This window comes from Streptomyces sp. NPDC002845, assembly GCF_053591955.1.
In genome coordinates this window covers 1-14,147 of the sequence record NZ_JBSFUU010000006.1, presented here as the reverse complement: position 1 = coordinate 14,147, position 14,147 = coordinate 1, and the positions used below count along the sequence as shown (strand labels likewise).

General features: G+C 69.2%; 13 protein-coding genes and 2 riboswitches. Of the genes, 6 read left to right on the top strand and 7 right to left on the bottom strand.

The features are described 5' to 3' along the window. From ACWD3C_RS05740 to ACWD3C_RS05715, 6 genes are all read right to left on the bottom strand, one after another. Positions 1–957 (bottom strand): ABC transporter permease, encoded by a 957-nt coding sequence (locus tag ACWD3C_RS05740; protein ID WP_451140452.1) that lies wholly within the window; start codon positions 955–957, stop codon positions 1–3. Position 958: 1 nt separating this feature from the next. Continuing rightward, positions 959–1,963 carry an ABC transporter permease gene (locus ACWD3C_RS05735; RefSeq protein WP_451140451.1) on the bottom strand — a complete coding sequence of 335 codons (1,005 nt, stop codon included), beginning with the start codon at positions 1,961–1,963 and terminating at the stop codon, positions 959–961. 98 nt (positions 1,964–2,061) lie between these two features. Further along, a complete protein-coding gene (locus tag ACWD3C_RS05730; protein WP_451140449.1) occupies positions 2,062–3,729 on the bottom strand; it encodes an ABC transporter substrate-binding protein in 1,668 nt (555 codons plus the stop codon). Between the two features lie 544 nt (positions 3,730–4,273). Beyond that, positions 4,274–5,089: an enhanced serine sensitivity protein SseB C-terminal domain-containing protein gene (locus tag ACWD3C_RS05725; protein ID WP_451140447.1), complete on the bottom strand. Its 816-nt coding sequence runs from the start codon at positions 5,087–5,089 to the stop codon at positions 4,274–4,276. A 198-nt stretch (positions 5,090–5,287) separates the two neighbouring features. Then, a complete protein-coding gene (locus ACWD3C_RS05720; RefSeq protein WP_451140445.1) occupies positions 5,288–6,058 on the bottom strand; it encodes an enhanced serine sensitivity protein SseB in 771 nt (256 codons plus the stop codon). A gap of 293 nt (positions 6,059–6,351) precedes the next feature. After that, entirely contained in the window at positions 6,352–7,020 is a 669-nt protein-coding gene (locus ACWD3C_RS05715) for an AAA family ATPase (RefSeq protein WP_451140443.1), read from the bottom strand. Between the two features lie 229 nt (positions 7,021–7,249). Further along, positions 7,250–7,348, top strand: a riboswitch (glycine riboswitch). After that, positions 7,349–7,462: riboswitch (glycine riboswitch) on the top strand. Between the two features lie 36 nt (positions 7,463–7,498). On the opposite strand from ACWD3C_RS05715, the gene gcvT reads away from it, so the two are divergent. The 4 genes from gcvT (at position 7,499) to ACWD3C_RS05695 (ending at position 12,082) form a co-directional block, all read left to right on the top strand. Further along, positions 7,499–8,650, top strand: a complete 1,152-nt coding sequence (gene gcvT / locus ACWD3C_RS05710; RefSeq protein ID WP_451140441.1) for a glycine cleavage system aminomethyltransferase GcvT — start codon at positions 7,499–7,501, stop codon at positions 8,648–8,650. A gap of 283 nt (positions 8,651–8,933) precedes the next feature. Continuing rightward, on the top strand, positions 8,934–9,311 hold the full coding sequence (gene gcvH, locus ACWD3C_RS05705) for a glycine cleavage system protein GcvH (protein ID WP_451140439.1): 378 nt from the start codon (positions 8,934–8,936) through the stop codon (positions 9,309–9,311). Positions 9,312–9,325: 14 nt separating this feature from the next. Beyond that, positions 9,326–10,588 (top strand): serine hydroxymethyltransferase, encoded by a 1,263-nt coding sequence (gene glyA, locus ACWD3C_RS05700; protein WP_451140437.1) that lies wholly within the window; start codon positions 9,326–9,328, stop codon positions 10,586–10,588. Positions 10,589–10,714: 126 nt separating this feature from the next. Next, a complete protein-coding gene (locus tag ACWD3C_RS05695) occupies positions 10,715–12,082 on the top strand; it encodes an L-serine ammonia-lyase (protein ID WP_451140435.1) in 1,368 nt (455 codons plus the stop codon). 38 nt (positions 12,083–12,120) lie between these two features. Here the strand turns inward: ACWD3C_RS05695 and ACWD3C_RS05690 are convergent, their stop codons facing one another. After that, complete coding sequence (locus tag ACWD3C_RS05690) at positions 12,121–13,005, bottom strand: hypothetical protein (RefSeq protein WP_451140433.1); 885 nt, start codon at positions 13,003–13,005, stop codon at positions 12,121–12,123. A 193-nt stretch (positions 13,006–13,198) separates the two neighbouring features. Here ACWD3C_RS05690 and ACWD3C_RS05685 point away from each other — a divergent pair, with 193 nt between their 5' ends. Then, positions 13,199–13,600 carry a toll/interleukin-1 receptor domain-containing protein gene (locus ACWD3C_RS05685; RefSeq protein WP_451140431.1) on the top strand — a complete coding sequence of 134 codons (402 nt, stop codon included), beginning with the start codon at positions 13,199–13,201 and terminating at the stop codon, positions 13,598–13,600. 72 nt (positions 13,601–13,672) lie between these two features. Further along, the gene (locus tag ACWD3C_RS05680) at positions 13,673–14,056 is read left to right on the top strand and encodes a hypothetical protein (RefSeq protein ID WP_451140429.1); all 384 of its coding nucleotides are present in this window, start codon (positions 13,673–13,675) and stop codon (positions 14,054–14,056) included. The last annotated feature ends 91 nt before the right edge of the window (positions 14,057–14,147 follow it).

The window sequence follows — 14,147 nt, the reverse complement described above, 5'->3', positions numbered from 1 at the left end:
TCAGCCTCGCAACTTCGGGTCGAGGGCTTCCCGCATGGCCTCGCCGAGCAGGGTGAAGCCGAGGGCGGTGATGATGATGCCGACGGCCGGATAGACCGCCATCATCGGCGCGTTGTCGAAGAAGCGCTGCGCCTGGGACAGCATGACACCCCACTCGGGAACCGCCGGATCGGGGTTGCCGAGGCCCAGGTAGGACAGGGCGGCCGCCTCGATGATCGCGGTGGCCAGGGACAGCGTCGCCTGAACGATCACCGGGCTCAGGGAGTTGGGCATGATCTGGGTGAGGACGATGCGCCTTCTGCGGACGCCGAGGGCACGGGCGGCCAGCACATAGTCGGCGCCGCCCTGGGCGAGCATCGAACCGCGCAGCAGCCGGGCGAAGATCGGCACCTGGACGACACCCACAGCGATCATCACGGTGGTCAGGGACTGGCCCATGACCGCGGCGACGGAGACGGCGAGCAGCAGCGAGGGCAGGGCCAGCATCATGTCGGTGACGCGCATGACGAAGGAGTCGAGGCGCTTGCCCGCCGCGCCGCCGAGCGTGGCCGCGGCGCCCGAGATCCCGCCGATGAGGAAGCCCACGACGAGCCCGATGAGGGTCGCCACGACACCGACGAGCAGTGTCTGCCGGGCGCCGACCAGCATGCGCGAGAACATGTCCCGGCCCAGGTGGTCGAGGCCGAGCCAGTTCTCGCCGCGCGGTCCGACGAACTGGCCCTGGTTGACCAGGACATCCCCGCGCCAGGTCTGTGCCGTCGGCGAGTAGGGGGCGGTCCAGGGGCCGACGACGGCGAGGACGACGAAGACGGCGATGATGCCGGCCCCGATGATCGCCATCTTGCTGGACTTCAGCCGCCGGAAGGCTTCCCGCCACAGACTGGCGCCGGTCGTGGTCTCGTGCTGGGCGGTAAGCTCCGCGAGGCGCTGGATCTTCTCGGTTTTCGTGGTGCTCACGTCAGTGCACCCGCACTCTCGGGTCGATGAGGCTGTACGCCACGTCCACCAGCAGATTGATCAGGACGTACACCATCGCGATGAACATGATGAAGCCGACGAGCACCGGGTAGTCACGGCTGTCGATCGCGGTCCGGATGAAGGAGCCGATGCCGCCGAAGGCGAAGACGGACTCGGTGAGGACGGCCCCCGACAGCAGCGAGCCGGTGAGCAGGCCGACGGCGGTGACCACCGGCAGCATGGCGTTGCGCAGCACGTGCCGTCCCCGTACGACGCGCCGCTGCAGGCCCTTGGACTCGGCGGTGCGGACGTAGTCCTCGCCCAGCACCTCCAGAACGCTGGCGCGGGTCATGCGCACGATGACGGCGAGGGGGATGGAGGCCAGGGTGACGGCGGGCAGCACCAGATGGGTGATGGCGTCCCAGGAGGCGTCGAACTCCCCGGTGAGAATGCCGTCCAGGACGGCGAACCCGGTCACGTCGGTGGCGTTGATACCGGTGGACTGGCGGCCGAAGCTGGGGAAGATCCCGAGTTCGACGGCGAAGATCCCCTTGAGGATGAGGGCGAGGAAGAAGACCGGGACGCAGATCCCGACGAGTGAACCGGAGACCGCCGTGACGTCCAGCCAGCCGCCCCGCTTGCGGGCGGCGAAGTAACCGAGCGGGACGCCGACCGCCACGGCGATGAGGATCGCGGCGACGGACAGCTCCATGGTGGCGGGGAAGCGCAGCGTGAACTCGTCCCACACCGGCTGTCCGGTCTGCACGGAGGTGCCCAGGTCGAGTTCGGTGATCCGCCTGAGGAAGCGCCAGTACTGGATATGGAGGGGCTCGTCGAGCCCCAGCGCGCGGTTGATGCGCGCCACTTCGGCCTCGGTGGCTCTCTCCCCCAGGATCGCTGAGGCGGGTCCGCCGGGCAGCCGGTTCAGCCAGAGGAACAGCAGAACCGACAGGCCGAGCAGGGTGGGAATGAGTTGGAGCAGTCTTCGTACGACGAGACGCAGCACCCCGCATGCCCCTTTCTAGCGTGTGTGACTTCAGATACGGGTCCGCCCGGTCGCCGAGTTGCAGCGGCCGGGCGGACCTGTGCTGTGCCTGTCTCTGCCTACTTGAAGGAGACTTCCGCGAAGTTCTCCTGGGTCAGCGGGGAAACGTTCGGCGGGTTGACATTCTTGGCGAACGCGATGGCAGGCGGGGAGGAGGAGATCGGGACACCCGGCAGGTAGTCCATGATGACCTCGTTGGCGTTCTTGTACGCCGCGGTGCGCTCGTCCGCGTCACCCAGCTCCGAACCGGCGTTCACCGCGTCGAAGAGCTCCTGGTTCTTGAAGCCCCACTGGGTGTCGTACCCGGCGAACCAGGTGCCGATGAAGTTGTAGCCGTCGTTGAAGTCACCGGTCCAGCCCAGCATGTGCAGGGCGCAGGAGCCGGCCTCGGTGGCGTCGAGGTAGTCCGGGGCCCACTTCATGGGCTTCGGGGTGACCTTGATGCCGGCCTTCTCCAGGTCGGCCTTCATCAGCTCGAAGAGGTCCTGGGGGGCGGGCATGTAGGGGCGGGTGACCTCGGTCGGGTAGCAGAACTCGATCTCCAGGCCGCTCTCACCGGCGTCCGCGAGGAGCTGCTCGGCCTTGGCCGTGTCGTACTCGTACGTCGTCACGTCGTCCGAGTAGCCGGCGACCGTGTCCGGCATGAACTGCGTGGCCACCTTGCCGCCCTCGGGCAGCTGGGTCTTGACCAGGTTCTCGCGGTCGAGGGCGTGCGCGATGGCCTGGCGGACTTCCTTCTTCTTCAGCGCCGCGTTCTTCTCCTGGGTCATGCCGAGGTAGAAGAGGTTGAAGACACCGCGGGTCGGGACCTCGAAGCCCTCGTCCTCCAGGGTCTTGACGTCGGCGGGCGAGACGAGGTCGTAACCGTCGATGTCACCGGCCTGGAGCGCCTGGCGGCGGCCCTCCTCGGTGTCGATGGTGCGGATGACCAGGTTCTTCACCTTGGCCTTGTCGCCCCAGTAGTCGTCGAAGCGCTCAAGGGTGACTTCCTTGTTGCCCTTGTTCCACTTCGTGATCCGGTACGGGCCGGTGCCGGCGACCGTGCCGGCCTCCTGGCTGTACTTGGGGTACGTGATGGCGTCGCCCTTGGCGGTCGCCTCCTGCTTCTCGTACTCCTCGATGGCCTTCGGCGAGTGGATGGCCAGGGCCTGGAGGGAGAAGCCGCCCGGCAGGTTCGCGGAGGGCTCCTTGACCTCGATGACGGCGGTGTTCTCGTCCTGAGCGGTGCAGGACTTGTAGTTCGCCTCCGCCGTCTCCTCGTCCTCGTTGCTCGCGAAGCCGCCCATGATGGACTGCCAGTAGTAGGAGACCGCGCTGGACTGGTAGGTGCCCGTCCAGTTGAACCAGTGGTCGTAGTTGGCGCACACGGCCTCGGCGTTGAAGTCCTCGCCGTCGTGGAACTTCACGCCCTTGCGGAGGTTGAAGGTCCAGACGGTGCCCTCGTCGTTGCTCTCCCAGCTCTCGGCGAGACCGCCGACGAGCTCACTGCCGCCCGACTCGTGCTCAAGGAGCGCTTCGAAGGCCTGGCGAGTGACCCGGAAGGTCTCACCGTCGCTCGCGAGTGCCGGGTCCAGCGAGCCCGGGTCGCCCGGGGCGCCGAACACGAACGTGTCCTCGCCGCCGTTCTCGTCCTCCGTGTCTCGCTCGCTGGCGCAACCGGTGGCGATCAGACCGACCGTCAACGCGGCCGTGATCGCCCTGGCGGCTCGGGATCTGCGTATGCGCATAGGGGGCCACTCCGGGGGTCCGCTGTGAGGAATGCGTGTTGACCCCCGCACACTACAGACGCGGCACCCGACCGAGAACAGTCCGCATAGCGGTGATACCTACCTGAGATCTGAACACTCACCAAAACGCAAGCTTCCGGTACATCAAGGATGCGTGCAGTTAACTTGCCTGATACAGGCGGCAGTCGGTGGGCACAAGGGTGCGAGAGGTTCCGCGGATGCCGCTCGGCCGGGAATCGGGTGTTCCGAATGGTGATACAGAGCGGGCCGAGGGCTTCCTGACCGGTCGGTCAGCGGACCGACCGGACGACGAACCCGCCCGACGGCAGGCCGACCGGACGGCGCGAGGGTATACGGGCGGCAGACCAGCCGAACGCCGACCCACGCGACGGCACGAGAGCGCCCTGCCGACAGATCAGCCCTTCGGCGAACCGGCCCGTCCGGCAGGTCTGCCGGACGGCGTGGGGTGCCTGGACGGCGGGTCGGCCGGGCTACAGCGGGTTCTGGGCCGTCGGCGGGTGCCGTCGGGTGCGGCAGATGCCGGTCAGTACGCCCGGGGAGCAGCGGCGCCCGGTTGGTGGCCGGGGACCGGCGGATAGCCGTAGTCCCCGGCGGGGGCGGCGCCATGGGCCTCGCGGTCGTAGAACGGGCGGGTGTTGGCGCGCAGCCACATCGCGACCGGGTCGTACTCGTCGGACATCGCCACGGTCGAGACGGGCAGCCCGTCCGGGACCGCGCCGATGGACTGCTGCATCATCGCGCGCACCGAGTCGACGGCGGGCGGCGAGGTGTCGTACACGTCGAGGCCGATGGCGAGGTACGGCGCGCCGAGCGCGGGCTGCACCCAGGCGCGGCGCAGGGAGCGGACGGCCGGGGTGCGGTGCGCGTTCTGCGAGAGCAGGGCGTAGAACTGCGGGATCTCGATGCCCGGTTCGGAGAGGCGGAGGGGGCCCGAGGGCTGGCGCTCCAGGCCCGTGGCGATCCGGCGCAGATCGAGCCAGGGGATGCCGACGCCGCCGCCCGGGGCATGCGGATTGAGCCACAGGCCGTAGTGGTCGGGGTAGAGGGTCCGGGCGACGTCGACTCCGTCGACCACCTCGTACGAGCGGTTCCAGCCGCTGGCGGAGAGTTCCTGGGCGGAGGTGACGCACGGGGCGTAGCCGTAGCCGTCCACCTCCATGTTCCCGTACTGGGCGTCGGGGGAGCCCGCCTGGCCGTGCCACAACAGCATCCAGACCTGGCCGGAGGACGGGGTCGCGAGCGCGCGGAGGAGCGCCTCGTAGGCGTCGTAACGCCCGGGCGTCACCTGGCGCAGCATGTGCTCTACCTGCCCGGCTGCGGCCGTGCCGCTCGCGCTCACGTTTACCGCCCTTCGAGTTGGACCTTGGAGACCTGGACCCTGGATATGAAACCAGCTTAGGCGCTCCTCTGGGTTGTGCCGTGGGAGCTAGGGGCTGGCTGTGATCCGTTGACTGCCAGTTGTTTGTGGCTTGTCGCGCCCGCGCGGCGGAGCCGTATGTCAACACAGCCCCGCGCCCCTTAAGGGGCGCGGTTGCAGTCAGCGTTGGTAGAAGGGGCGGACCCTGTTGCGCAGCCAGTCGGCCACCGGGTCCTGGGTTACGTCCATGAGGACCAGGTTTACCGGCCACTTCACCGGGGTCTTACCCAACGCCCGGCCCAGGGCGTCCATCGGGAGGGTACGTGAGTCGGCCTCCCATGCGGACAGCTCCACGCCTACGAACATCACCGGGTCGGCGGTCTCGATGGCGGCCAGGCAGCGGCGGGCGGTGAGGACGACGCCGGTGCCGTCGAACTCGGCGGAGGCGGCGGTGAGGAAGTCGACCGGATCGTCCTGCCAGTCGGGCTCGAACAGGCGTACGCGGGCGCCGCTCGCACCGTCCAGCGGGGTCCGGCCGGCCTGGCAGAGCTCGGCCACGGCGGGCGGCGGGAGCGGTACGCCGACGACGCCGTCCGGGTTCAGCGCGATGCCGACCTGCGGGGGCAGCCCGCGCGCGAACTCGGCTGCGGGCGCGACCGCGTACCCCATGTGGGTGCCGACGACCTGGCGGAACTGTTCCTCCGAGCTGAAGACCGGGACGTACGCCTGCCCCTCGATCTCCATGCCGGGCAGGTCGAGCGGGCCGCTGCGGGGACCGCCGCCCTCGGGCAGCGGCACCCAGAGGAAGCTGCGGCCGAGGACCTCGATGATCCGGCCGCCCGCCGAGGGCTGGCCGAGCGAGACGGAGAGGACCTCCTCCAGCTCGTTGCCGGGCCATCCGCCGTGACCTTGGGGGTGCGCCTGTGCCGGGAAGTCCGCCGGGAAGTCCATCTCTGCCTGCCGCTTGTCCTGTGTTGCCCTGGTGGCGAAAACCCTAGCGCGTAGGGGGGATACGGCCACCAGGCCCGCGAAGTCGATTCAGGCCATGAGGCCGGCTCGGCCCGTCGGCTGAGGCCGCGAGGTCGACTCAGGCCGCGAGGTCGACTCAGGCCGCGAGGTCGGCTCAGGCCGCGAGGTCGGCTCAGGCCGCGAGGTCGGCTCAGGCCGCGAGGTCGGCTCAGGCCGCGAGGTCGGCTCAGGCCCTAAGAGCAGCTCGGCCCGTCGGCTCAGCCCGCGAAATCGGCTCAGCCCGCGAAGTCGATCCGCTTGAGCGCGTTCGCCGCGTCCCGGTCGATGAGGACCGCCGAGCCGCAGCCGTCCGGCAGGTCTCCCGTCTCCACGGAGCGCAGCAGCCGGGCCATGGCACCGCGGTGCCGGACGAAGGCGTACCGGGAGACCCCGCGGCCGCGCTCGCGCTGGCCGTCACGGGCCTGGCCGGGGGTGACATCGAGCAGCAGCAGATGCAGGACGCCGCCCCGGCGGCGGGCCTCGCGGGCGAGCCAGCCGCGCACCCACGCCTGAGTACCGCAGTCGTGCACGACGACTCCCCCGCCGGCACGCAGGGCGCGGCGCAGACCCGCGTAGTGCGCGAACCGTACGAACGGCCGGTAGACCGCGTACGGCAGGAAGCGCGCCAGGCGCGCGTCGAAGCGGTCGCGGGTGTCCTGGGAGTCGATACGTACGCCCGGCACCGCGCGGCGCATCAGCGTCGACTTGCCGCTACCGGGCAGGCCGGTGACCACGACGAGGTCGTCGGGTCCGAAGGAGAGTCCGTGCGGGCTGCGCCCCGAGCGCTCCCGCAGATCGCGGACGACCGCCTTCGGGAACGGGCCGCACGCCTCCCGGGCCGGGGCAGTGGGCTGCTCGGGCAGCGCGATGCCCGAGGTCGTCGCGTACGCCGTGGTCCTGTTCACCGTGTTCGTCCTCCCCAATGGGTACGGAGTCCCATGCCCGTAAAGCGTAAAGAGAAGGTAATGGCGTATGCCTCCTGTTTCTGTCCGCGTACCGACACAAGCCTGCTACAGGACGCTGTGTCGCCTGCCGTGTCTCCCTGTGGACGCTGTGCGCGGGCTGTGCGAGGTCCCCCTGCCGTGCCGCACCGATGCGTGCAATGATGTGCCCGCCAACTGCATACCGGCCGCTTGAATCCGCGCGGGAGAGTCCCCAGCACCGTTTCGCCGGGGCGCCGAAGGAGCAAGTCCCTCCCTTGAATCTCTCAGGCCCCGTTACCGCGCGGGCGAGGCACATCTGAAAAGCGAGCCGCTGTCGTGGTGGCTCCACCCAAGGTGCAAGTCATGACCAGCAGTACGTACGGTCATGATGAACCTCTCAGGTTCCGATGACAGATGGGGAGGAACTTTCCTCGCCCGTCATGCCCTGGGAGCAGAACCGATGAGCAGCAACTCCCCTGTTGGACCTGTTGGACCGCGCCATACCGCGCTCGACGCCGTGCACCGCTCGCTCGGCGCGACGATGACCGACTTCGCCGGCTGGGACATGCCCCTGCGCTACGGCTCCGAGCGCGACGAGCACCTCGCCGTGCGCACCAAGGCGGGCCTCTTCGACCTCTCGCACATGGGCGAGATCACGGTCACCGGTCCGGGCGCCGCCGCACTGCTCGACTACGCGCTGGTCGGCAACATCGGGGGCGTCAAGGCCGGCCGCGCCCGCTACACCATGATCTGCCGCGAGGACGGCGGCATCCTCGACGACCTGATCGTCTACCGGCTGGCCGAAACCGAGGCCGCGTCTCCTCACTACCTGGTCGTGGCCAACGCTTCCAACGCCCAGGTGGTGCTGGACGCGCTGACCGAACGCGCCGAGGGCTTCGACGCGTCCGTGCGCGACGACCGGGACGCGTACGCGCTGATCGCCGTCCAGGGCCCCGAGTCCCCCGGCATCCTCAAGTCCCTGACCGACGCCGACCTGGACGGCCTGAAGTACTACGCGGGCCTGCCCGGCACGGTCGCGGGCGTCCCGGCGCTCATCGCGCGCACCGGGTACACCGGCGAGGACGGCTTCGAGCTGTTCGTGAAGCCGGAGCACGCCGTCGAGCTGTGGCAGGCGCTGACCAAGGCGGGTTCCCCGGTGGGGCTCGTGCCCTGCGGCCTGTCCTGCCGGGACACCCTGCGCCTGGAGGCGGGCATGCCGCTGTACGGGCACGAGCTGTCGACCTCGCTCACCCCCTTCGACGCGGGGCTCGGGCGGGTCGTGAAGTTCGAGAAGGAGGGGGACTTCGTGGGGCGGGCGGCGCTGGCCGAGGCCGCCTCCCGTGCCGAGGCCAACCCTCCGCGCGTCCTCGTCGGGCTGGTGGCCGAGGGGCGCCGGGTCCCGCGCGCCGGGTACGCGGTGGTCGCCGACGGCCGGGTGATCGGCGAGGTCACCTCCGGCGCCCCCTCGCCCACCCTGGGCAGGCCGATCGCGATGGCGTACGTCGACGCGGCGCACGCGGCCGTGGACACCCCGGGTGTCGGTGTGGACATTCGGGGTAGCCACGAGCCGTACCGCGTCGTGGCGCTGCCGTTCTACAAGCGCCAGAATTGAAGTTCTCTCCCGGCTGAAGCCGGGAGACTCTCCCCATGGATCGCTCCGGGGAGTTTGACAGGTCGTGCCTGCCCAGCGACGACCCTCCCGGCCGCCAGAGCAAATACGGGACCCGCTCGGGTCGTTGGGACTTGGCTGTCGCTCCCGACGACGCGCTGAGCGTGTCAGACGCTGGGCGCGGCCCGTAGCGAGACCCTGACCCTGCGCACATAACCTGTGCCCACCAGCAGTTCCAGCAGTCCCCCTTCATCAGCACTCCCGCGCATACAGGAGAATTCAGGCCATGAGCAACCCCCAGCACCTGCGCTACAGCAAGGAGCACGAGTGGCTGTCGGGCGCCGAGGACGGCGTCGCGACGGTCGGCATCACGGAGCACGCGGCGAACGCGCTCGGCGATGTCGTCTTCGTCCAGCTCCCGGAGGCCGGTGCCACGGTGACCGCGGGCGAGACCTGCGGCGAGCTGGAGTCGACCAAGTCCGTCAGTGACCTGTACGCCCCGGTCACCGGTGAGGTCACCGAGATCAACGAGGACGTGGTCAACGACCCGTCGCTGGTGAACTCCGCCCCCTTCGAGGGCGGCTGGCTGTTCAAGGTACGCGTCACGGAGGAGCCGGCCGACCTGCTCTCCGCCGACGAGTACGCCGCCTTTTCCGCCGGCTGAGGAGTCGTAGCCGTATGTCTGTCCTGAACACACCCCTGCACGAGCTGGACCCGGACGTCGCCGCCGCCGTCGACGCCGAGCTGCACCGCCAGCAGTCCACCCTGGAGATGATCGCCTCGGAGAACTTCGCTCCGGTCGCGGTCATGGAGGCCCAGGGCTCGGTGCTGACCAACAAGTACGCCGAGGGCTACCCGGGCCGCCGCTACTACGGCGGCTGCGAGCACGTCGACGTGGTCGAGCAGATCGCCATCGACCGCATCAAGGAGCTCTTCGGCGCCGAGCACGCCAACGTCCAGCCGCACTCGGGCGCGCAGGCCAACGCGGCCGCGATGTTCGCGCTGCTCAAGCCCGGCGACACGATCATGGGTCTGAGCCTCGCGCACGGCGGGCACCTGACCCACGGCATGAAGATCAACTTCTCCGGCAAGCTCTACAACGTCGTCGCCTACCACGTGGGCGAGGACGGCCTGGTCGACATGGCCGAGGTGGAGAAGCTGGCCAAGGAGTCCAAGCCGAAGCTGATCGTGGCGGGCTGGTCGGCGTACCCGCGCCGGCTGGACTTCGCCGCGTTCCGGCGGATCGCGGACGAGGTCGGCGCGTACCTCATGGTCGACATGGCCCACTTCGCGGGTCTGGTGGCGGCCGGGCTGCACCCGAACCCGGTCCCGCACGCACACGTCGTCACGACCACGACCCACAAGACGCTGGGCGGCCCGCGCGGTGGCGTGATCCTTTCCGTCCAGGACCTCGCCAAGAAGATCAACTCGGCGGTCTTCCCCGGTCAGCAGGGCGGCCCGCTGGAACACGTGATCGCCGCCAAGGCCGTCTCCTTCAAGGTCGCCGCCTCGCAGGACTTCAAGGAGCGGCAGCGCCGGACGCTGGACGGGGCCCGCATCCTCGCCGAGCGCCTGGTGCGGGACGACGTGAAGGCCGTGGGCGTGGACGTCCTCTCCGGCGGCACGGACGTGCACCTGGTCCTCGTCGACCTGCGGAACTCCGAGCTCGACGGTCAGCAGGCCGAGGACCGCCTCCACGAGGTCGGCATCACGGTCAACCGCAACGCCGTCCCGAACGACCCTCGCCCGCCGATGGTGACCTCGGGGCTCCGCATCGGTACGCCGGCCCTGGCGACCCGCGGCTTCACCGCCGAGGACTTCGCCGAGGTGGCGGACGTGATCGCCGAGGCGCTGAAGCCGTCGTACGACGTGGGGGCGCTGAAGGCCCGGGTGACGGCGCTGGCGGAGAAGCACCCGCTGTATCCGGGGCTCACCAAGTAGGCCGCCGTTCGTCGCCTTCCGTCGCCTTTCTCGGGGCACCGCGCACACTGGAACCGGAAGTGCGCGGTGCCCCGCTCCCTGCGCCCGCCGGGCGCCCCCGCACCACCCCTGTTCTGAGGAGTCACCGTGGCCGTCTCGGTCTTCGACCTGTTCTCGATCGGCATCGGCCCGTCCAGCTCCCACACGGTCGGCCCGATGCGCGCGGCACGCATGTTCGCCCGCCGCCTGCGCAACGAGGAGCTGCTCGGCTCCGTCGCCTCCCTCCGCGTCGAGTTGTACGGCTCCCTGGGCGCGACCGGCCACGGCCACGGCACGCCCAAGGCGGTGCTGCTCGGCCTGGAGGGCGCCTCCCCGCGCACGGTGGACGTGGAGGGGGCGGACGGCCGGGTGGAGTCGATCAAGGGCTCGGGCACGATCAGCCTGCTCGGCACGCACGAGATCCCCTTCGACTTCGACAGGGACCTCGTCCTCCACCGCCGCAAGGCACTGCCGTACCACGCCAACGGCATGACGCTCTGGGCGTACGACACCTCGGGCACGGAGCTGCTGACGAAGACGTACTACTCCGTGGGCGGCGGCTTCGTCATCGACGGGGACGCGGTGGGCGCGGACCGGATCAAGCTCGACGACACGGTGCTCAAGTACCCCTTCCGCACGGGCGACGAGCTCCTGCGCCTGACGAAGGACACGGGCCTGTCGATCTCCGCGCTGATGCTGGAGAACGAACGGGCCTGGCGCACGGAGGACGAAATCCGCGCGGGCCTGCTGGAGATCTGGCAGGTGATGCGGGCCTGCGTCTCACGCGGCATGTCCCGCGAGGGCATCCTGCCGGGCGGACTGCGAGTACGCCGCCGCGCCGCCGTCTCCGCCCGTCAACTCCGGGCGGAGGGCGACCCGTTGGCCCGCTCCATGGAGTGGATCACGCTGTACGCCATGGCCGTGAACGAGGAGAACGCGGCAGGCGGCCGCGTGGTGACAGCCCCGACGAACGGGGCGGCGGGCATCATCCCGGCGGTACTGCACTACTACATCAACTTCGTTCCGGGCGCCGATGAGGACGGCGTGGTCCGCTTCCTGCTGGCCGCGGGCGCGATCGGCATGCTCTTCAAGGAGAACGCGTCCATCTCCGGTGCCGAGGTCGGCTGCCAGGGCGAGGTCGGCTCCGCCTGCTCCATGGCAGCGGGCGCCCTGGCCGAGGTCCTGGGCGGCTCCCCCGAACAGGTCGAGAACGCCGCCGAGATCGGCATGGAGCACAACCTCGGCCTCACCTGCGACCCGGTGGGCGGCCTCGTCCAGATCCCGTGCATCGAACGCAACGGCATGGCCGCGGTGAAGGCGGTCACCGCGGCACGGATGGCCATGCGGGGCGACGGCTCGCACAAGGTGTCGCTGGACAAGGTCATCAAGACGATGAAGGACACGGGCGCCGACATGTCGGTCAAGTACAAGGAGACGGCTCGGGGCGGGCTGGCGGTGAACATCATCGAGTGCTGACGGGGTGGAGACCGCCGTCCGGGTCTACGGATCCGCGGTCATTCCCCGTGGTAGAGGCGGGCCAGGTCGATCAGTTGGATCGTGGGGTCGTTCTTGGCCAGGTGATGCACTTCATCGGTGAAGCCGGTACCGCTGAAGCAGTGCAGCCTCGTCGCCTCGGTGGCCGAGCCGCGCGCGGTCAGAAGGCCGCGGATGTGCCGGAGGCGTTCCAGGTGCCCGACCCCCATCACGTCGTTCCACTTCGCTTCGCCGATGGCAAGCAGCGTCTCGCGGCCGTTGTGGGCCTCGCCGTGGACGGCGACGTCGACTTCGTGGCCGGTCTTGGCGGCGGGGTCGTTGACCGTGCCGCCGGCCACGCGCGCGACCTGTCCGCAGTGAGTGTCGGGCGCCGCGTGCCAGCGGGCCCATTCCCGGCAGACCTGCTCGAATCGCGGGCCCACGACTTTGCTGCGGAAGGTGGACTGGACACGGCGCCATACGGCGGGTGCCCGCCCGGGGCGTTCCAGGTCGCCCCAGGCCGGGCGCATGACCGCGTGGTAGAAGGTGACGAGCGGTTCGGCGATGCGGTAGGCGGAACGGTTGCGGCGGAAGGCGTCGGCTTCGTGGGTGATCACGCCGATGTCCTGCAGAACGCTCAGCGGATGCGCGAGGTCAGTGGATTTGCGGCCGAGGTAGTCGGCGATACCGCCACGGGCGGCGTTGCCCGCGGCGATGGCGGCCCGTAGGGAGTGGTACAGCGCGGTGTCGTGGAGTTCGGGCTCTTCGGCGAGAAGGTATCGGGCCTCCCGGAAGAGCGGGCGCGCCGGGTTGAGAACGGCGCGGGTGACCCAGTCGTCGAAATCGTCCGGCCCGGTGGAGGTGTCGCCCTGGGTGAACTCACGGCGGTAGGCAGGGGTGCCGCCGACGATGGCGTTGGTCAGCAATGCGGTGCGCGGGTCGGCGATCTGCCAGAACTCGGCCGCGAGGCGGAAGTCCGGGGTGGGGACGACGAGTCACGGAGGAAGAACCACGGTGCCTGAACGGCCCTTCCGGAACGGACAGTTGACCGCGACCGAGGAGGACCCGGCTGCGGGGTTCGTGCGTAACATGGGGTGACCGAGTGCTGGCCGACAACCCTTGGGAACCGAATTGGCTCATGTCTTTGTCAGTCACCGGAAAGACGACGCAGCGACTGCGGAGCGCCTCGCCCGGGACCTTTCCTCGGTCGGCCACACCGTGTGGTTCGACGAATGGGACATCGCACTGGGCGACTCCATCGTCGAACGGATCAACGCCGGACTGGCAGGCACCTCATACCTGATCCTGTGCTACTCGGCGGCGCCGGACGGTGTCATGAGCCCATGGACCTCGCGCGAGTGGATGTCCGCCCTGTACCGCCAACTCGAAGGCCACGACATCCGCATTCTTCCGGTGAAGTTCGGTGGATCGGCGCCGGCGATCCTCGCCGATCTCAAGTACGCGGACCTCGCGAAGGACTGGGACATCGGAATCGGTCAGTTGATCAAGGCCATTCGTTGACCCGCTGATCCGTTGATCCGTTGATTCGTCGATCTGCGATCCAGTCCGATCCGCGAGACCGGGGGGAGACAAGTGGTACAGGTTCTGATCGCGCACACCGAGGGTGAGGAGCACCTCGCCGAGGCAATCGCCATGCCCCTCGCACGGGCCGGGTACAAGGTCGTCCACGGCGGCACGGTCCTGGTCGGCGAATCAATTCCCGAGCAGACGTCACAGGCACTCCTGCGGGGAAGCCCGATCGTCCTCTGCGGAACAGCCGCCACGATCGGAAACGCCTGGACGCATCGGCTCGTCCAAGCCGCGAGAGGGTATTCCGGCGTCCGGATCTTCGGTGTGCAGATGGAGAAGGACGCGTACCTGGAGATACTGACCCTTGACGGCAAGATCGCGCTCTACTGGCAGGACCCGGCCAAGGCGATGGCCGAACTCATCGATGCCCTTGCGGAGTACTACTGAGGTTGAACTCGCTATGGCGGGTGGGGATCTGACGTTTCATGATTGTTGCGGTATGCCGGAGGTATGCGGTATGCGCAGGGCGGTGGGCTGA